This is a genomic window from Streptomyces sp. NPDC057099 (genome assembly GCF_042671245.1).
GTDB lineage: Bacteria > Actinomycetota > Actinomycetes > Streptomycetales > Streptomycetaceae > Streptomyces > Streptomyces purpurascens.
The window spans coordinates 47,305-65,289 of record NZ_JBHUTX010000019.1; the positions used below are offsets into that span (position 1 = coordinate 47,305).

Annotated in this window: 17 protein-coding genes; 6 read left to right on the forward strand and 11 right to left on the reverse strand. The window is 72.5% G+C overall.

Features of this window, described 5'->3' with window-relative positions; translation table 11 throughout:
- Positions 1–5 precede the first annotated feature (5 nt).
- From ACFT4A_RS23430 to ACFT4A_RS23445, 4 genes are all read right to left on the reverse strand, one after another.
- Positions 6–1,580: a penicillin-binding transpeptidase domain-containing protein gene (locus ACFT4A_RS23430; RefSeq protein WP_382833043.1), complete on the reverse strand. Its 1,575-nt coding sequence runs from the start codon at positions 1,578–1,580 to the stop codon at positions 6–8.
- A 280-nt stretch (positions 1,581–1,860) separates the two neighbouring features.
- Positions 1,861–2,427, reverse strand: coding sequence for a tellurite resistance TerB family protein (locus ACFT4A_RS23435; protein WP_382833044.1), 567 nt, complete (start codon positions 2,425–2,427; stop codon positions 1,861–1,863).
- Between the two features lie 216 nt (positions 2,428–2,643).
- Entirely contained in the window at positions 2,644–4,518 is a 1,875-nt protein-coding gene (locus ACFT4A_RS23440; protein WP_382833046.1) for a hypothetical protein, read from the reverse strand.
- 108 nt (positions 4,519–4,626) lie between these two features.
- Positions 4,627–6,423, reverse strand: coding sequence for an ABC transporter ATP-binding protein (locus ACFT4A_RS23445; RefSeq protein WP_382833048.1), 1,797 nt, complete (start codon positions 6,421–6,423; stop codon positions 4,627–4,629).
- Between the two features lie 74 nt (positions 6,424–6,497).
- Here ACFT4A_RS23445 and ACFT4A_RS23450 point away from each other — a divergent pair, with 74 nt between their 5' ends.
- Both ACFT4A_RS23450 and ACFT4A_RS23455 read left to right on the forward strand, forming a co-directional pair.
- On the forward strand, positions 6,498–7,073 hold the full coding sequence (locus ACFT4A_RS23450; protein ID WP_382833050.1) for a TetR/AcrR family transcriptional regulator: 576 nt from the start codon (positions 6,498–6,500) through the stop codon (positions 7,071–7,073).
- A 242-nt stretch (positions 7,074–7,315) separates the two neighbouring features.
- Positions 7,316–7,678: a DUF1304 domain-containing protein gene (locus ACFT4A_RS23455; RefSeq protein ID WP_382833052.1), complete on the forward strand. Its 363-nt coding sequence runs from the start codon at positions 7,316–7,318 to the stop codon at positions 7,676–7,678.
- Positions 7,679–7,709: 31 nt separating this feature from the next.
- On the opposite strand, the gene ACFT4A_RS23460 is transcribed toward ACFT4A_RS23455, so the two are convergent.
- Both ACFT4A_RS23460 and ACFT4A_RS23465 read right to left on the reverse strand, forming a co-directional pair.
- Complete coding sequence (locus tag ACFT4A_RS23460) at positions 7,710–8,123, reverse strand: DUF5994 family protein (RefSeq protein WP_382833054.1); 414 nt, start codon at positions 8,121–8,123, stop codon at positions 7,710–7,712.
- 138 nt (positions 8,124–8,261) lie between these two features.
- Positions 8,262–9,113, reverse strand: coding sequence for a hypothetical protein (locus ACFT4A_RS23465; protein WP_189725518.1), 852 nt, complete (start codon positions 9,111–9,113; stop codon positions 8,262–8,264).
- A gap of 128 nt (positions 9,114–9,241) precedes the next feature.
- Here ACFT4A_RS23465 and ACFT4A_RS23470 point away from each other — a divergent pair, with 128 nt between their 5' ends.
- Together ACFT4A_RS23470 and ACFT4A_RS23475 are read left to right on the forward strand one after the other, a co-directional pair.
- Entirely contained in the window at positions 9,242–9,616 is a 375-nt protein-coding gene (locus ACFT4A_RS23470) for a DUF6479 family protein (protein WP_382833056.1), read from the forward strand.
- A gap of 47 nt (positions 9,617–9,663) precedes the next feature.
- Positions 9,664–10,152 (forward strand): hypothetical protein, encoded by a 489-nt coding sequence (locus ACFT4A_RS23475; RefSeq protein WP_382833058.1) that lies wholly within the window; start codon positions 9,664–9,666, stop codon positions 10,150–10,152.
- Positions 10,153–10,367: 215 nt separating this feature from the next.
- Here ACFT4A_RS23475 and ACFT4A_RS23480 read toward each other — a convergent pair whose 3' ends face one another.
- Together ACFT4A_RS23480 and ACFT4A_RS23485 are read right to left on the reverse strand one after the other, a co-directional pair.
- Complete coding sequence (locus ACFT4A_RS23480) at positions 10,368–11,111, reverse strand: carboxypeptidase regulatory-like domain-containing protein (protein ID WP_382833060.1); 744 nt, start codon at positions 11,109–11,111, stop codon at positions 10,368–10,370.
- Between the two features lie 189 nt (positions 11,112–11,300).
- The gene (locus tag ACFT4A_RS23485; protein WP_382833062.1) at positions 11,301–12,962 is read right to left on the reverse strand and encodes a glycoside hydrolase family 13 protein; all 1,662 of its coding nucleotides are present in this window, start codon (positions 12,960–12,962) and stop codon (positions 11,301–11,303) included.
- A 306-nt stretch (positions 12,963–13,268) separates the two neighbouring features.
- Here ACFT4A_RS23485 and ACFT4A_RS23490 point away from each other — a divergent pair, with 306 nt between their 5' ends.
- Positions 13,269–14,213 (forward strand): LAETG motif-containing sortase-dependent surface protein, encoded by a 945-nt coding sequence (locus ACFT4A_RS23490; RefSeq protein WP_382833064.1) that lies wholly within the window; start codon positions 13,269–13,271, stop codon positions 14,211–14,213.
- Positions 14,214–14,412: 199 nt separating this feature from the next.
- Here the strand turns inward: ACFT4A_RS23490 and ACFT4A_RS23495 are convergent, their stop codons facing one another.
- Both ACFT4A_RS23495 and ACFT4A_RS23500 read right to left on the reverse strand, forming a co-directional pair.
- Positions 14,413–14,910 (reverse strand): DUF2975 domain-containing protein, encoded by a 498-nt coding sequence (locus ACFT4A_RS23495; RefSeq protein ID WP_382833065.1) that lies wholly within the window; start codon positions 14,908–14,910, stop codon positions 14,413–14,415.
- Between the two features lie 59 nt (positions 14,911–14,969).
- A complete protein-coding gene (locus ACFT4A_RS23500; RefSeq protein WP_382833067.1) occupies positions 14,970–15,926 on the reverse strand; it encodes a nucleoside hydrolase in 957 nt (318 codons plus the stop codon).
- A 179-nt stretch (positions 15,927–16,105) separates the two neighbouring features.
- On the opposite strand from ACFT4A_RS23500, the gene ACFT4A_RS23505 reads away from it, so the two are divergent.
- Positions 16,106–16,663: a pyridoxamine 5'-phosphate oxidase family protein gene (locus ACFT4A_RS23505; RefSeq protein WP_382833069.1), complete on the forward strand. Its 558-nt coding sequence runs from the start codon at positions 16,106–16,108 to the stop codon at positions 16,661–16,663.
- Between the two features lie 7 nt (positions 16,664–16,670).
- Here the strand turns inward: ACFT4A_RS23505 and thrS are convergent, their stop codons facing one another.
- On the reverse strand, positions 16,671–17,900 hold the full coding sequence (thrS, locus tag ACFT4A_RS23510; RefSeq protein ID WP_382833070.1) for a threonine--tRNA ligase: 1,230 nt from the start codon (positions 17,898–17,900) through the stop codon (positions 16,671–16,673).
- Positions 17,901–17,985: the final 85 nt, after the last annotated feature.

Genomic DNA, 17,985 nt, shown 5'->3' on the forward strand with positions numbered 1-17,985 from the left:
TCCTGTCACTCGGGGTCGTCGGAAGCGGCGGCCAGCAGGCTGTGGACGATGGGCCCGGCGGAGCCGCCGCCGGTGACGCCCTCCTCGACGACGCACGCCACGGCCACGTTGCCGCGGTGGGCGACGAGCCAGCCGTTGTTGTCCTGCGCGTCGGAGACCTCGGCGGTGCCGGTCTTGGCGCCGATCTCGCCGGGCAGATCGGAGAGGACGTTCGCGGTGCCGTCGGTGACGGTCGCCCGCAGCATCGCGCGCAGCTGGGTGACGACGTCCCGGGGGAGCCGGGTCGTGGTGGTCCTGTCCTCGTTGCCGTCGGTGAGCGAGGGCTGGTGGAAGGTGCCGGACACGGCCGTCGCGGTCACGGACGCCATGAGCAGCGGGTTGGCCTGCACCCGGCCCTGCCCGATCATCGAGGCGGCCTTCTCGGTCTCGTCCTTCGGCGCCGGCACCGAGCCGTCGTACGTGGGAGCCCCGACGTGCCATTCCTGGCCCACGCCGAAGTACTTACGGGCCACATCCCCGAGTTCCCCGTCGTAGAGCCGGTCGCGCAGGCTGATGAAGGCGGTGTTGCACGACTCGGTGAAGTCCTTGCGGAAGGTGGCGCCCGGGTGTTCGGAGAGCTCCACGTTCTGGAACCGCTTCCCCACCATGAGGTACTTGGGGCAGTCCACCACGTCGTCCGGCTTGACGGCGTCCTTGAGCAGCAGGGCACTGCTGGTGACGATCTTCCAGGTGGAGCCGGGCGCATAGGTGCCGGAGAGGGCGCGGTTGAAGCCGGAGGCCGGGGAGTTCGCCACGGCCAGGATCTCGCCGTCGTCGATGCGCAGGGCGACGAGCGCGGCGTTCTTGCCCTCGGCCTGGGTGGCGAGGGCCTGCTCGGCGGCGGACTGCCAGCCGGCGTGCAGGGTCGTGCGGAGGGGGCCCTTGTCCCGGACCGTCCGCGCGCCGAACCTGGCCTCCGTGCGCTCGACGTCCCCGGTGGCCCGGTCGACCAGGTGGATCGCCCCGCGCGCACCGGAGTCCGTGCCATGTCCGCCGAGCCGGGTCATCAGGGGTGCGAGGGAGGGGAGTTCGTCGCCGGACAGGGCCGTGCCCTGCCGGTCGATGACCTCGGGGGGCTTGGTCTCCTCCCGTTCGAGGCGGAATTTGTCGGTGCCGCTCAGGCGCGGGTGGACGACGGACAGCGCCCAGTCCACCTTCCAGCTGCCGCCGCTCTGCCGACGCAGCGGCAGCTTCGACTCGTAGGTCCAGGTGCCCAGGCCGGTGACGGGCATCCGGGCGGTGAAGGGGACGGTGACCGTGCCGTTCTTCGCCTCGGTCGCGGCCCCGGCCTTGAGCGCGGGCTTCGTGATCTCGAGTCCGGCGGTGAAACTGTCCAGCACGCGTTGCGCCGCCTCGGGGCTGGTCGTACGGCCGGCCGCGCTCGGCAGCCGGCCGGCCGACCAGTCGGCGAGGAACGCGCGGGCCTGTTTCACGGCGGCGGGGTCGGGACCGGTGTCCCGCGCGAAGGGCCCGAGACCGGCCGCGTACGCCCCGCCCGCGGCGACGGCCAGCACCACCGCTCCCGCGGTGACGGCCCGCACGGCGTTCCGGCGCGGCCCGCGGTTCCGGTTGAACCCGGAGTATCCGGCGTATCCAGCACGTCCGGTAGGTCCGGCAGGTCCGGCAGATCCGGTGTTTTCGGAATGTCTGGTGTTGTCCGAGAAGGAGTCCATGCGCCGAGGACAGCAGCGGCGTGGGCGGCCTGTCCAAGACCTCGGTCGGTCCCGCGTCGATCCGTACCGGATGTGGTGACGGTTCCTCATCGGTACGGCGGCCCCGCGAGGCCGCCGTACCGGTGAGCCGGTTCGCCCATCGGCCTGGTCAGAGCTGGAACTCGGCGGGAGACACCCCCAGCGTCGCGCAGGCCTCGCGCAGGACCGTCGCCTCGGCCTGGGAGAAGTGGCCGTCGGCCCCGGCGATGACCATGCCGGTCTGGATCACGGCCCTGGCCTCGGTGGGCTTCTTGGCGGCCTTGGCGATCTCCTGCATCGCCTCGGTCTTGCCGTGTTGGAAGTTCATCGTCAGCTGGTCGACATGCTTGTTGAAGCGCTGGCGCAGCTGCTCCGGCGGGAAGTTCTGCAGCACGTCGTTGCTGAGGATCATCGACTCGACCTGCTGCCGCTCGGACGGATCCACCTGCCCGTCGGCCGCCGCGACCAGGGCACACATGGCCATGCTCGCGTCCCGGTAGGCACCGCTCTTCAGCTCGTTCTTCAGCGACCCGAGCTGTGTCTTGAACAGGCCGACCAGCTGGGCCTTGCTGCCACCGCCGGACCGCGAACCCGAGCCGTGCCCGCCGGTCGCCCCGTGCCCACCGGCCGCGCCGTGCCCGCTCTGCCCCTGCTGGAAGGCCTTGGCCTGGTCCTTGAGCTTGTCCCACACTGCCATTGAGTCACCTCGGTAATAGTCGGAGTCATCTCACGAACCCGCTCCCGCGCGCTCACCGAACCAACGCCCGACCCGCAGGCAAAGGTTCCGCAAAACGCACCCTTCCCTCATCTGCCACTTCTCTCACGGCCGAAACGGCGACCGCCCGCACCCGGTGATCGGGTACGGGCGGTCGTCATGGCCTGACGGCAGGCTCCGTACGGCCTGGTGGCCGGCTCAGTCGCGCGAGCGGAGCCTCAGGCGCGGGGCGAGGCGGAAGGCCGCGAAGCCGACCGTGGCCAGAGCCGCGGCCGCCGCGAGGAGGATGCCGATGCCGCCCGCGCCGGTGGAGGCGAGGCTGCCGCCGTCGAGGTTCGTCGAGGTGCCGCCGCCCGTGGTCGTACCGCTGCCGCCGGTCGTCCCGGACTCACTCGCGCTGGGCGAGGGGCTCGGGTCGGCCGAGGGGCTCGGGTCGGTGGTGGGGCTCGGGGAGGGCGAGGCGGGTGCGTCATCACCCTCGACGACTTCGACCGCGAACTGGGTCATGGCGTCACCGACGGACGCGGCCACGGTGTACGTGCCCGTACCCTCGCCGGCGGTCAGGGTCGGGGCCGTCGCCTTGCCCGCCGCGTCGGTCTTGACGCGGACGACCTGCTCGCCGTCCTCGAAGCGGGGCGCGTCGTCGCTGTCGTCCTCGACCCGGAACTCCACCTCCGTACCGGCCGGTGCGGAGGCACCCGCCTTGACCACGCGGGCCTGGAGGGCGTCCGCGAAGGCCTCGCCCTGTTCGGCCTGCTGGTCGTCGCCGCTCGCGACGGACACGGTGTAGGCGGACTTCTTCACCTTCACCGTGAAGACCGTCGAGACACCGTCGACCGCGGCGCGGACCGTGAACTCGCCTTCCTTGCCGCCCATCTGGAGCGGTGCGGACTCGGCGCGCCCCTGTGCGTCGGTCGGCACGGCCAGCTTCGTGGTGTCGGCGCCGTTCTTGATGAAGAAGAAGGCTCCCAGCTTGTCCGGGTCCTCGATCGTGAAGGTCACGGAGGCGTTCTCGACCGGCTTGCCGGCCTTGTCCCGGGCCACCACGGCCATCGGGTCGGCGCCGGCGCCCGGCTGGGTGGTCTGGCCGGCTCCGGAGACCTGGGCCAGTTCCGCGATCGCGGACGTCCTCCACTGGAACACGATCCGCCCGTTGCCGGAGAGGTCGGTGTTGACGCCGCCCTCGGCGATGCCGCCGCGCACCGGCTCGTCGGAGCCCTGCCAGAAGGGGTCGTTCTTCGCGGGGGCCACCGTGCGGGTGCCGCTGAGCAGACGGGCGTCGCTCACCCGGTCCGCGTCGACGTAGCTGCTGCCGCCGGCGCCGCTGCCGACGTCGCCCCGGGCCTCGTCCGTACCGCCGCCACCGCCGCCGCCCGCGTGACCGGCGCCGCCGCCACCGCCTTCGCCGCCCGAACCGGCGCCGCCCGCACCGCCCTTGCCGCCCCCGGACGCGTCGGCGCCCGCGGAACCGTTGCCGCCGCCCGCGCCGCCCTTGGCACCGGCCGCGCCCTTGCCGCCGCGCTCCGTCTCGGTGTCGTCCTGGCCGCGCTCACCTCCGCCCGGGCCTCCCTGGCCGGCATCCATGCTGCCGTAGCCCCCGCCGCCGCCACCGGCCGCGATGAGCAGCGGCTTCCCGTCGCCGCCGCGGACGCCGCTGCTGTTGCCGCCGGCCGCGGAGTACGTGCCGCCCGCGCCGCCGAGCGCGTCACCGAAGCGCCGGACGCCGACCGCGAGCGACAGCCGCTCCCCGGGCGTGACGCGGAGCGTGCCCGCGGTGTAGCCGCCCGCGCCGCCATTGGCGTGAGGGGTGCCCTCGCCGCCCTGGCCCCACGCTCGCACGTCCAGTGCCGTGACACCGGCCGGTACCTGGAACTCCTCGCGGACGCCGGTCGGATCGAACAGCCGGCACCCGGAGAAGCCCTCCGTCGGCGTGCACGCCTTCCCGGCCGGCGCGGCGGCGCCGGCGACCGAAGCCCCCGTCAGAGCCGTTCCGCCGGTCACCGCCAGCAGCGTCAACGCGGCCGCGCCGTGGCGGAATCTGGCGCGGCGCGGCGCGACGGCATCGTGATGCATCAAGGAAACTCCCCCACTTGTCACAAGCTCCCCCCCAGGGAGCCCGAAAACGCTCGATCAGAATCGAACAAGACAGGTGGGACAGCTGATCAAACCTGGGGCTGTTGGTCAACCGAGAATGGTTGATTCCGGACAGTCGGCGGGGGCCGCGATACGCAGGGCCTCCACCAGCTCCCGGTACAGCGTGTCCCTGGCGAGCAGTTCCCCGTGGCTGCCCCGCGCACGGACCCGGCCCGCCTCCATCACCACGATGGTGTCCGCGTCGATCACGGTCGACAGCCGGTGGGCGATCGTGACCACGGCACCGGTGACCGCGCGGGCGCGCACGCACTCCTGGACGGCGGCCTCGGTCAGCCCGTCGAGCTGGGCCGTCGCCTCGTCCAGGAGCAGGAGGTCCGGCGTACGCAACAGGGCCCGGGCCAGCGCGATGCGCTGCCGTTCGCCGCCCGACACGGCCGCGCCGGACAGGGGCGTGTCGAGCCCGTCGTCCAGGGCGTCGACCTTCTCGGCCAGCCGCACCTCGTCCAGGACCCGGCGCAGTTCCGCGTCCGTCGCGTCCGGGCGGGACAGCAGCAGGTTCTCGCGGATCGTCCCGGGCACGACCGGGGTGTCCTGCTCGACGTACGCCAGGCGCGACCGGATCGCGTCGTGGCTGTGGTCCCGGTAGGGGCGGCCGTCCAGGAGCAGTTCACCGCCGGTCGGCTCCAGGAACCGCAGCACCAGGGAGAACAGGGTCGTCTTGCCCGCGCCCGAGGGCCCGACGATCGCGGTGTGCCCGTGCCGCGGGATGACCAGGTCGACACCGCGCACCGCCGGTTTCGCGTCGGGGCCGTAGGCAGCGGTGACGTCCCGCAGTTCCAGTACGGGGGTGTCCTGGACGCCTCCTTCCCGGACAGGGACATCCCGCACGCCCCCGCCCGTCTCCTCCGAATCCAGGTCGTCCGTCTCCCGGATCCGCTCCGCCGCCGCGATCCCGGACTGGAGCGCTGTGACGTTCTGGCTGAGTTCGCTGATCGGGTCCATCAGCCCGAACGCGTAGAGCAGGAACGCGATGAGGCTGGAGACCTCGAGGTCCCCCTCGGAGACCCGCCAGGCGCCCACGCCCAGGACCAGGATGATCGCCAGCTCGATGCCGGCCAGCGCGATCGTCCAGGCCAGGGCCTCGCGGCGGTTCGCGCGGACGCCGTGCTCGGCGGAGATGCGCGCGTCGGCCACGATGCGCTCGGCCGTGCGGTCCTCGGCCCGGCCGGCCTTCACCGTGCGGATCGCGCGCAGCGCGCCCTCCAGATTGCCGCCGAGCCGTCCGAGGTGGTCCTGGGCGCGCCGCTGCGCGGTCGCGATCCCCGGCATGAGGACGCCGAACAGGACGGCGACCACCGCCACCGCCACCGCGACCGTGCCCAGCAGCACCAGGTCGAGGACGCCCATGAGGACCAGGGTTCCGAGAAGCATGACGACGGCGTTGATCAGGCCGACCGGGGCGCCGGTGGCGGCCTGGTGCAGCAGGACCGTGTCGGAGGTGACGCGGGTGACCAGTTCGCCGGGCGCGCGACGGGTGACGGCGGGAACGGTGGCCCGCAGGAACCGCCGCACCATCGACTCACGGGCCCGGAGCACCACGCGCTCGCCCAGCGCGCCGAGCAGCGTCCACTGCCAGTACATGACGACACTGCCGACCACCAGCAGGACGAGCAGGGCCAGCAGCGGCCCCCGCAGCGAGTCCGAGCCGCCGAGCGCGTCGAGCACGCCCTTGGTGACCATCGGGGTGGCCAGCCCCATCCCGGATGCCACCAGGGCGAGGACGAGGGCCAGGGCCAGGGAGCGCCGGTGCGGCCGGGCGAACGACCAGAGGATCCGCAGCCGCGGAACGGACACCTTGGGAGACGTGCCATCCGGAACAGTCATGATGCCGAGTGGAACATCGATGTTCCATAACGGTCAAGGGATTTTCATCATGGAGGACGCGCTACCGTATGCGCATGGTTGAGGAGCGCGGCGGGGCGGCCGGGAGCGGGACACGGGCACGCACGCGGCGCGCCATCATCGACGCCGCCATCGGCCTGCTGGCCGGTGACCCGACCGCGTCGCTCGGCGATGTCGCCGCGGCGGCGGGTGTGGGGCGTACGACCGTCCACCGCTACTTCCCCGAGCGCTCCGACCTCCTCACGGCCATCGGCACTGACATCCTGGAGAAGGTCGAGGCGGCGACCGAGCGCGCCCGGCTCGACGACGGCCCGGCCGCCAAGGCCCTGGAGCGGCTCTGCCAGGAGTACTTCGAACTCGGCGACGGCCTCACCCTGATGTTCGAGACGCCGCAACTGGCGACCTGGTCCGGCTGGGACGAGGAGACCACCGCCGACCAGCACTTCCTGCGTACGGTCCGGCGCGGCCACACGGACGGCAGCATCGACTCCGAGCTGGACGACGAGTGGGTCCGCAACCTGGTCTGGTCCCTGCTGTACTCGGCCTGGGCGCACACCCGCACGGCCGGCGCCTCGAAGCACTCCGCCATGACGCTGTGCCTGCACACCCTGCGCAAGGCCATCGCCCCGTAGATCCCGCCCCGTGGATCCCGCGTGTCGGGTCAGCGGGAAGGCCGGGCCGGGCTCCCGAGCGGCACACGCGGGGACGCGTCGGCCCGGACCGGCCTTCCACTGCCCGCAATCTGCCACCCGGCACCGCCCGCCGCCTCCCGGGGAGGCCGAACGAGGACGGCGGAACGAAGGCAGCGGAACGAAGACGGCGGAACGAGGACGGCGCGGCGGGGGTCGCGGCGCACGCCTGGAATGATGCGTGCATGACGACCCTCGCCACCCTCGCGGTGCTGGCTCTCGCCGCCCTCCACGCCTACATCCTGGTGCTGGAGATGTTCCTGTGGACCACTCCACGCGCCCGCGCCGCCTTCGGCACCACCGCCGAGTTCGCGGCCGAGACGAAGGCCCTGGCCGCCAACCAGGGCCTCTACAACGGCTTCCTCGCGGCCGGTCTGCTGTGGGGCGCCGTGGCGTCCGACCCGGTGGGCTTCCAGGTGTCGGTGTTCTTCCTGGTGTGCGTGGCGGTCGCGGGCGTCTACGGCGCGGCCACCGCCAGCCGGAAGATCCTCTTCGTACAGACCGTCCCGGCGCTGGTCGCCCTCGTCCTGGTGCTGCTCGCGCACTGAGCGACGGCGCCGGGCGTCACGCGCCCCGGCCTCACGCCCCCTGCGCGACGGCACGCTCCATGAGCAGGTCCGCCTCCGCCCGGGCCGTCGCGGGCGGCACCACCAGCAGGTCGTAGCGACCCCGGCCGAGTGCGAGCAGGCAGACGGTGTGCGGGGCGGTGGGCGAGTCGGTGCGGCCCACGTGCACCGGGTGCCCGGCGACGACCAGCCGCTCCGGGCAGTCCTGCCAGGTGTCCCCGTGGACCAGGACACTGCTGATGCGCCCCCAGGCGCGCGGCAGCACGCCCAGCAGCCCGGTCAGCTCCCGCGCCAGGTCGTCCGAGCGCGGCCACCACGCCCCGTCGATACGGCGTGCCGTACGGCCGAAGCGCGTGGGCTCGGCGAGCCGCAGCCGCACGTCCCGCGGTACGGGGAGCGGCGGCGGGGACGAGGAGGCGGAAGTCATCGGGGCTCCTGCTGCGAACGGGGGGGACGTGGCCAGGAGACCGTTCAGCCACCGGTGGTTGCGACCTACCCCCGGTCTCTCCACCGTACGCCGCAGGGCGGTGCGGGAGCCGGGGCCGCCCGCACCGCCCCCCGCCGGTCAGAGGCCGTAGCGGTTCTTCAGATGGCGCCAGAAGTCACGCGCCATCCACTTGTCGAACTCGGTGATCTGCGTGGCGCTGCCCGCCTTCATCAGGAAGCAGCACTGGCCGGTCGGCGACCAGTCGTAGAAGTCGTCGAGGCCGAAGGTGTGGCCGACCTCGTGCAGGTAGATGTGGATGTTCTCCTGGTTGAGGGCGCCGGTGAAGTACTCCTGGCCCATGCGCTGGCCCCAGTCGCCGCCCGCGCCGCCGCCGAAGCCCTTGGTCAGCCACAGGGACTGGTCGTAGTGGCGGGCGGCGCCGCCAGGACACTTCGAGTAGTTGCCGTCCTGGTGGAAGAAGCGGCCGCAGTCTGGCGCGCACTGCGGGGCGCCGCCGCCGTCGAGATTGCCGGTGTAGATGTCGACGGAGTTGTCGGTCCACTGGAGGGTGGAGCGGTTCTTGACGGCCCAGCCGACGATGTTGACCGGGACGTTGGTGTACGGCCAGGCGTTGTGCCCCTTGCCGTTCTCGGTCATGGCCGTCATCCACTTGCCGAACTGCTTCTTCAGCGCCGCGTGGATCCGGTCGCGCAGGGCGGCGCTGACCGGGGCGTCGGACTCCCAGCGGACGCAGTAGTTGACGCTGCCCCGGTTGGCCATGACCTGGTCCCAGCCGTAGTTCCGGAAGCCGTACAGGTTCGGGTAGGTCGTCTCGACGTGCCGCCAGACCTCGTTCAGGGGCTGGACGAGGTTCGCGGGCGGGTTCCACTCGTCGGCGGCCTGTGCCTTGCCGTTCGCCAGGCCGGGCGTCGCGAAGACCGCGGCTAAGACGGCGAGCACGGTGATCAGTCGCGCGAGATGTCTGCGCATGGTGATCTCCCTCGTGTGGGGGACGGGGTATCACCGTGAGGTCGTCACCGGCGCGGCAGAGGTTGCCCGGATTCCGGCCGACGGACATTCCGGGCGCTTTATGGCAATCCGTCGGCGATACTCGAAGTATGAAAACGGCCACGTATGAACTGCTGGCGGCGTCGTCGGATCACGCGATCGCCGTGGGCATCGCCTTCGCCTGCGGGCTGATCGTGGCCTGCGCGCTGATCTGGGGCGTACGGGTCGGGATGCGGGTCATGGACAAGGACACGCACCACCCCGGCCTGGAGGAGCAACCCCACGTCCCGGACGGCGGGCCGGTCCACGAGATGCGCGAGAGGCGCGAGCCCGACGAGATGCCGGTCACGACGAAGGACGGCGACCGGATCCTGCCCCACGACCTCCACCACGCGAGCACCAGGACGGGCAAGGACCAGAATCCGCGCCGCTGGTCGCCCGGATCCAGCGGATCCTTCGGCGGCGGCGGCCTCGGACGCACGTGACGCCGTAGGCCGGGCCTGCGGGCCGACGGCTCCCCCCGGGAGGCTTTATGGCTGTCCGCCACCGGACGCGCTGGGCGACGGGCGGAGCGGCGGTCGCGCTCGCCCTGGCCGCCGCGCTCACCGGCTGCAGCGGGGACGACAGTCCCGCCGACACCGCGAGCAAGGCGGAGTCGGCGGTCGGGTCGATCGCCTCGGGGGCCTCCGAGGCGGTCGAGTCGGCCACGGCCGAGGCCCAGCGCCGGCTCGACGACATCCAGGACGGCATCGACGTCAAGGGCGACGTGAAGGCCGCCCCGCCCACCATCGGCTCCGACGGCCGGGCCCGGTCCGAGGTCACCGTCGACAACACCGACGACGCGGCCCGTTCCTTCGCCGTCCAGGTCAACTTCACCGACTCCGGCAACCAGCTGATCGACACGGTCATCGTCACGGTGAACAACGTCCAGGCGGGCCACACCGCCACAGCCACCGCCCGCGGCACGCACGACGTCTCGGGCGAGATCAGAGCGGAGGTGGCCCGGGCGGTGCGCTACTGACCGGCACGGCGATCGATCGGACTCCCTCACGGCACCCACCGAGGCCGGGGCACCGCCCAGGTCCCGTCACGGTCCGGGCGGAAGTGCCCGGGGCGCCGTGCGCTCCTCACCGGCACCTGATCGATCGGGCTCCCTCACACGGCACCGCCAAGGCCGGGGCACCCGCCCACGTCCCGTCGCGACCCGGGCGGAAGTGGCGGCCCCGGCGCAGCCCGCTACCGACCGCCACCCGGCTCCCGCACCGCGATGTCGATCTGCTCGCTCATGGCACTCACCCCGTTCAGGGTGGCGACCGCCTGGAGGCGGTTGGCGCCCGCCGACAGGGCCGGGGCCGGGGTGCATGCCCAGGTGCCGTCGTGGGCGGCCGTCGTCGCGCAGGTCTCGCGGTCGTCCTTGTCACGGACGGTGACCTGGGCGCCCGGGTGGGCGTGGCCGGCGATCTCCGGCCGGGCGGGCAGCGGTACGCCGGACAGCGGACGGGTCAGCGTCGGCCCGGCCAGACCCACGGTGACGGCACACCGGCCGGTGGCCCGCCGTACGCCGCGCGCGTCGGTGATCCGCAGTTCACAGCCCCGCAGCCGGGTGCCGGGCACGGCGCCCGCGGGCACCGCCAGCACGAACGGGAACGTACGACCCCGCCAGGACGGTCCGGTCGCGTCGCCGGTGACCCGGTACGTCCCGCTGCGTCCGTCGGCGGCGACCGAGCCGCGATAGCCGGACGCGTCGAGCGGCGTGTCCGTCACCCGGGTCCCACGGGGCGCGGTCAGCGTCAGCGTGGCACCCGCACTCGGCACCGACCCCGGGTACCCGGCGATCTCGACGATGCCCTCCCGCCCGGGCGCGATGACCGCCGCACCCCACAGCCCACCCCCCTCGGCGACCGCGGGCGCCCCCGGAACCGCGAACACCCCCACGACCACAACCCCCGCCACGGCTGCTGTCCTGCTGTACCTGTTCATCGCGGGCGGGACTCCCTGTGCGGACCTCGACGGCACTCTGCCAGCGATCCTCGCGGGCATCCCCACAGGCAGCACCCCCTACTCACCCACCCGGGTGCCCCACGCCCCCAAGGGGCGCGGGGAACGGCGCGCCCAGCCACAACACCGCCGCACACAAACGACGCCCCACCCGCCCCACCCGCGGAGCGCTCAGCGGCCGAGCCACACCGTCGTGTCCACCCCCAGTCGGCCGTCCTCCAGCGGCGCGCTGCTCAGCAGCACCTCACCGGCCGGCAGCGGCACGGCCGTACCGGACAGGTTCGTCACACACCGCCACCCCTCACCGCGGTCGAACCCGAGCACCGCGTCCGGGGCGTCCGAGGCCCACGTCAGCTCCTCCCCGGCGAGGAGTTTGCGGCGCAGCCTGAGGGCCGTGCGGTACAGCTCCAGCGTGGAGCCCGCCACCCCGTCCTGTGCCGACACGGCGTACGCGGCGAAGCCGGACGGCTGCGGCAGCCACGCACCCCCGGCCCCGAAGCCGTACGACGGCCCGGCCGCCGACCACGGCAACGGCACCCGGCAGCCGTCACGCCCCTTGCGGACATGGCCCGTCTGCTCCCAGATCGGGTCCTGGAGCACCTCGGTGGGCAGGTCGGCGACCTCGGGCAGCCCGAGTTCCTCGCCCTGGTAGAGGTACGCCGAGCCGGGCAACGCCAGCATCAGCAGGGTGGCCGCCCGGGCCCGGCGCAGACCTGCCGCCGCGTCGACGGCCGGGGCGTGGCCGCCGGAGAGGAGCCAGGCGTTGAGGTCGGTGCCGGGCGGCAGCATCAGCCGGGAGGCGTGGCGTACGACGTCGTGGTTGGACAGCACCCAGGTGGCCGAGGCGCCGGCGGCCCGGGCGGTGGCGAGCGACTCGGTGATGACCTGCCGCAGCTCGTCGGCGTCCCAGCCGGCCTCCAGATACTCGAAGTTGAAGGCCTGCCCCAGCTCGTCCGGACGGGCGTAGAGCGCACGCCGGGCCCCCGGCACCCAGGCCTCGGCGACGGCCATGCGCGGCGGACGGTACGCGTCGAGGATCTTGCGCCAGTCGCGGTAGATCTCGTGCACGTCGTCCCGGTCGTAGAGGGGGTGCGTGCCCGGCGGCAGACCGGCGAGCGCCTCCTCGCCGCCCGACGCGTGCGTGCCGAGGTCGCGCAGCGGTTCGCTCAGGTCCTTGACCAGGGCGTGGGCGACGTCGATGCGGAAGCCGTCGACCCCGCGGTCGGACCAGAAGCGCAGGGTGGTGCGGTAGTCGGCGCGGACCTCCTGGTTCTCCCAGTTGAGGTCGGGCTGCTCGGGGGCGAACAGGTGCAGGTACCACTGCCCGTCGGCGACCCGCTTCCACGCGCTGCCGCCGAAGACGGACTGCCAGTCGGTGGGCGGGAGTTCGCCGTGCTCGCCGCGGCCGTCGCGGAAGACGTACCGGTCGCGGGCCGCCGAGCCGGGGCCGGCGGCGAGGGCCTCCTGGAACCAGACGTGCTGGTGCGAGGAGTGATTGGGCACGATGTCGACGATGACCTTCAGACCGAGGCGGTGGGCCTCGGCGGCCAGGGCGTCGAAGTCGTCGAGGGTGCCCAGGCGCGGGTCGACGTCCCGGGGGTCGGCGACGTCGTAGCCGCCGTCGGCGAGCTCGGACGGGTAGAAGGGGCTCATCCACAGGGCGTCCACGCCCAGGGCGGCGAGGTGACCGAGGCGGCGGGTGATGCCGCGCAGATCACCGAGTCCGTCGCCGTCGGCGTCGGCGAAGCTGCGGGGATAGACCTGGTAGACGACGGCCTGCCGCCACCAGTCGGGATCCCGGGACGACAGGTCGAGAGTGGAGCGATCGGTCACGCGGTCTCCTTCGCGGGGCATACGGGCGACAGCATTGAATCTGTCCAGAATGCCGGAAAAAGGAAACATCGGGGAGGTCGGAGTGATCCATTCCTGCTGTGATGAAAGTGTGATGGAGGAGTAACTTCCTTTGCATACCCGCAGGTTGACAGCGTGCTGCGGCGCCGCCACGATGAGGTCACACTGTGGCGCATGTGACCAATGAGCCCAGTGTTTCTCAGACCACTCACCCCGGTACGGCCGGCCGCCGCGCGCTGCCCTGCTGCCGTCACCCGGGTTCCGGCATACGCCAAGAAATGGGATCGCATGTCCATAGCGAGACGTGTCACCGCGCGACGCCTGCTGGGGACGGGCGCCGCGGCCCTCGCCCTCTGCGCCGCCTCCGCCACCACCGCCTTCGCGCACGGTACGCCGGGGGGCGACGGCTGGTCGTCCGGCGGCAGCTACAAGCCCGGGACGGGCGCGGGGACGGAGACCGGCACCGACCGCTGCCAGTTCTCGCTCGACGGCACGAACTTCTACGACTCGGTGAAGGTCGACGACCAGAACCTGAAGCCGACCGAGGACGGCAAGGTCCACGTCAAGGTCCGCACCGCCGGTGACGCGGCCACCTGCACGGCCTCCCTCGCCTCCTACCTCGCCCACGGCCCGACCTTCGGGACCTCGGGCGAGCAGGTCTTCGTCGACTTCGACACGGTGACGGTCAAGCCGGGCGCCACCGACTCGCTCGACATCGCCATCCCGGACAAGGGCTGCTTCGGGCAGATCGACCTGTACCGGGGCGCGGTGAAGTTCGACGGCAAGCTCGACGCGAAGGACGGCTTCGAGCACGGCGAGCTGCCCAAGGGCCCGGACCGCCCGGTCATCAAGGACAAGCTGATCGCGGCCTGGAACGGCGGCACCGAGGACTGCACGAAGACGCCCCCGCCGTCTCAGACGCCGCCCCCGTCCAGCCCGCCCGCCGACCCCTCGGAGCCCCCGGCCGAGCAGTCGACGCCCCCGGCCTCCCCCTCGGAGCCCTCGGAGCCCTCGACCCCGCCGTCCTCCGACACGGACACGCCCACCCCGTCCGCCTCCGAGTCGACGCCCACCGCCCCCAAGCCGAACGGCGGCGGCGACCTCGCCGAGACCGGCGCCAACAGCAGCACCGGCCCGATCGCCTTCGGCGCGGCGGCCCTGCTGGCGGGCGGCGCGGCCATGATGATCATCACCCGCCGCCGCACAGCCAAGCGCAACACCTCCGGCGCCTGAGCAGGTTCGGCCCATGAAGCCCCGCCCTACCGACGCCCCACCCGGGACCACGGCAGGGCGGGCCACCGAGCCTCGCGCTCGCGAGCGCACCCCGGCGCCGCCGCGAACGAGACGCGCCCGGCCTCTGAGCCAGGCCGCCCCCCTGCTCCCCGCCCTGCCGCCACCCCCTCCAAGACCGCGGCAGGGCGGGGGTTCGTCGTCAGACGACCTCTGCCATCTCGCTCTGCAGACTGGTCGCCTTGCGCAGCAGGCTCCGCATGACGGCCATCAGCATCGCGAAGGCCGCCCCCACGGCGACTCCCGCCGTCGCGGCGACCAGGGCGCTCTCGACGTCCATGCCGTCGCCGGGAGAGGGGATCTCGGCGACGGTCAGATGACCGGCGACGCCGAGGGCCAGGACGGTCGCCACGACCGAGGCGCCGATGATGACGTCGACCCACCGGAAGGCCCGGGGCGTGAAGATCGCGTCCCGCTGCACCATCGTCAGCAGCATCCACACGGCGACGAGCGCGACCTGCACGCAGACGACCCCCACGATCGCCACGGCCGCATAGGGCGTGGCGAACGGTGCGTAGGGCGGGAAACGGTCGACCTCGTCGGCCGCCGTCGTCGGTATGACCACGAACTGCCCGAAGAGCCCGACCAGCACGGCGAAGGCGATACCGGCCCGGAGTGCGGCGATGAGGAAGCCATTCATATATCGATCCTCGATCGATATCGATCGAAAGTCAATCGATAGATGCACCGCTCCCCGCGCTAGAGCGTCTCCAGGTACAGGTTGACGTACCGCTCCACGTCCACATCCAACGCCACGTCCACCAGGGGCTGTTCGCGCGTGCCCTCGTGGATCTCGGACTCGCCGGGGCGCGGGCGACGGTCGACGATCGTCTGGCCACGGGCGGGCCCGGGGGCGAGGACGACCTCGACCGGCAGGGCCTCGGTGGTGATGCCCTTCGGGTCGACGACCGCGCAGATCGCACCCGCGTCGCCGAGACCACCCATCGGCGTGGGATCGCCGGAGGTCGCCGGATCACGGTGGGCGAGCAGCTCACCGGCCAGCCGCAGAGTCGGTTCCGCACTCGACCGCAGCCGCTGCACCTCCCCCGCCGGCACCAGCACCCGCTTGAACACGTCCAGGCCGTACATCGTGATCGGCACCCCCGCGGTGAGCAGCACCGCGGCCGCCTCCGGGTCGTGCCACACGTTGAACTCCGCGACCGGCGTGGCGTTCCCGGTCGCCACCGCGCCGCCCATGAACACGATCCGCTCGATGTTGCGGGTCACCTCGGGGTGCGTCCGCAGCAGCAGCGCGATGTTCGTCAGGGGCGCGGTGGGGATGAGCGTGACCGGCCTCGGCGAGGCGAGGATCTCGCGGCGCAGCAGCGTCACCGCGTCCACGTCGACCGGCACCCGGGTCGGCGCGGGCAGCCCCAGATCCCCCATGCCGTCCTCCCCGTGCACATGCCGCGCCGTCCGCACGGGCTCGATCAGCGGCCGCTCGGCGCCCCGGGCCACGGGGATGTCACCGGCACCGGCCACCTCCAGCACGGTCAGCGTGTTGCGGACGACGCCGTCGACGTCCGTGTTCCCGGCCACGCAGGTGATCGCGCGCACGTCGAGCGCGGGGTGCCGTACGGCGAACAGCAGGGCGAGGGCGTCGTCGACGCCGGTGTCACAGTCGATGATCACCGGGATGGGCTGACCGTCCGTCACGGCGAGGGCTCCTTCCACTGGTCCCGGGCTGGGCTCCGTACGAGCGACCTTACGCGCCCCTCGAACGGCCGAACCGACGCCGGGGCACACACGGGAAGGACGTAGGAAGACCACCGGAGTACGACAGCGGAAACAGCAGAGACGGCACAGACAGCTGAGGACGACAGGAGAGAGACGCCATGCCGGCACCAGGTCCCGCGCAGCAGCCCACCACCGAGCTCGACCCCCGCTACAGCTCCGCCCTCAACCCCCGCCCGGGCGCCTCGGGCGTCACCGCCACCGGGTGGGACGAGGCGCAGCGGCGGCTCGGGGCGGCCGAGATCTTCTGGGTGTCCACGGTCCGTCCCGACGGCAGGCTGCACGTCACACCCGTCATCGCCGCCTGGCACGACGGGGTGCTGTACTTCTCCACCGGCCGCCAGGAACAGAAGGCGAAGAACCTCGCCCAGGACGCCCACTGCGCGCTGACCACCGGGGCCAACTCCCTCACCGAGGGCTTCGACCTCGTGGTCGAGGGCAGAGCCCGCCCGGTCACCGACCCGGCGCTGCTGGAAGAGGTCATCGCGGCGTACGAGGAGCAGTACGGCCCGCACATCACCTCCCCCGAGGGCACCTTCCACGGCATCGACGCCGCCTTCCGCAGCGGCGAGGACATCGTGTACGCGGTGTCCCCGGACACGGCCTACGGCTTCGGACGGGACAACGGGGTCTACTCCCATACGCGTTGGTCGTTCTGAGCCCGTCCTACGATCCGTCCGACTCGTCCCACAGATCGGTACCCCGGGACGCCACCCGCTCGGCGATCCGTCGGAGCAGGTCGGTGGTGGGGAGGGCGGGGGGCTGGTGGCCGTCGCGCAGGCGTGGGGAGACGAGGTCGGAGGCGGCCTCGCGTGGGCCGATCACCGCTTGGTACGGGACCAGCCGGGCGGCGCGGATGCGGGCGCCGAGGGTGCCGTGTTCGGGGCCCGCCACCTCTGCGCGCAGGCCGAGTTCGCGGGCCCGGCGGGCGAGGGCGTGGGCGGCGTCCGCCTGGGCCTCCGCGACCGGCAGGACGACCAGCTGCACCGGTGCCAGCCACGCCGGGAACGCGCCGCCGTGGGTCTCCAGGAGATGCGCCACCGCGCGTTCCACGCTGCCGATGACGCTGCGGTGCACCATGACCGGGCGGTGCTTGGCCCCGTCCGCGCCGATGTAGTGCAGGTCGAAGCGTTCGGGCTGGTGGAAGTCGATCTGGACGGTGGACAGGGTGGTCTCGCGGCCTGCCGGGTCGGTGATCTGTACGTCGATCTTGGGGCCGTAGAACGCCGCCTCGCCCTCGGCGGCCTCGTACGGGATGCCGGAGCCGTCCAGGACCTCCCGGAGCAGGGCGGTGGCCCGCCGCCACAGCTCCGGGTCGGCCACGTACTTGCCGCCCTCACCGGGCAGCGAGAGACGGTGGCGGGACGCGCGGATGCCCAGGTCGGCGTAGGCGCGGCCGATCAGCTCCAGCGCGGCTCGCGCCTCCTCGACGGCCTGTTCCAGGGTGCAGAAGATGTGCGCGTCGTTGAGGGTGATGGCCCGTACTCGGGTCAGCCCGCCGAGGACACCGGACAGCTCCGAGCGGTACATGCCGCCCAACTCGGCCATGCGGAGCGGTAGTTCGCGGTAACTGTGGGAGCGGGAGCGGTAGATGAGGGCGTGGTGGGGGCAGAGGCTGGGGCGCAGCAGGACCTGTTCCGCGCCCAGGTCCATCGGCGGGAACATGTCGTCGCCGTAGTGGTCCCAGTGGCCGGAGATCTCGTACAGCTCGCGTTTGCCGAGGGCGGGCGAGTACACGTGCCGGTAGCCGGCCAGCCGCTCCGCCTCGCGGATGTACTCCTCCAGGGTGTGGCGCACGATCGCCCCGTCGGGCAGCCAGTACGGCAGCCCCGCGCCCATCAGCGGGTCGGTGTCGAAGAGGTTCAGTTCGCGGCCGAGGCGGCGGTGGTCGTGCATGGCGGTCTCCCTCGGGATCTTCGGGATCTTCGGAGTCTTCGGGGTCTTCGGGATCCGAGGCGAGCACCGCGCGACGAAGCCCCGG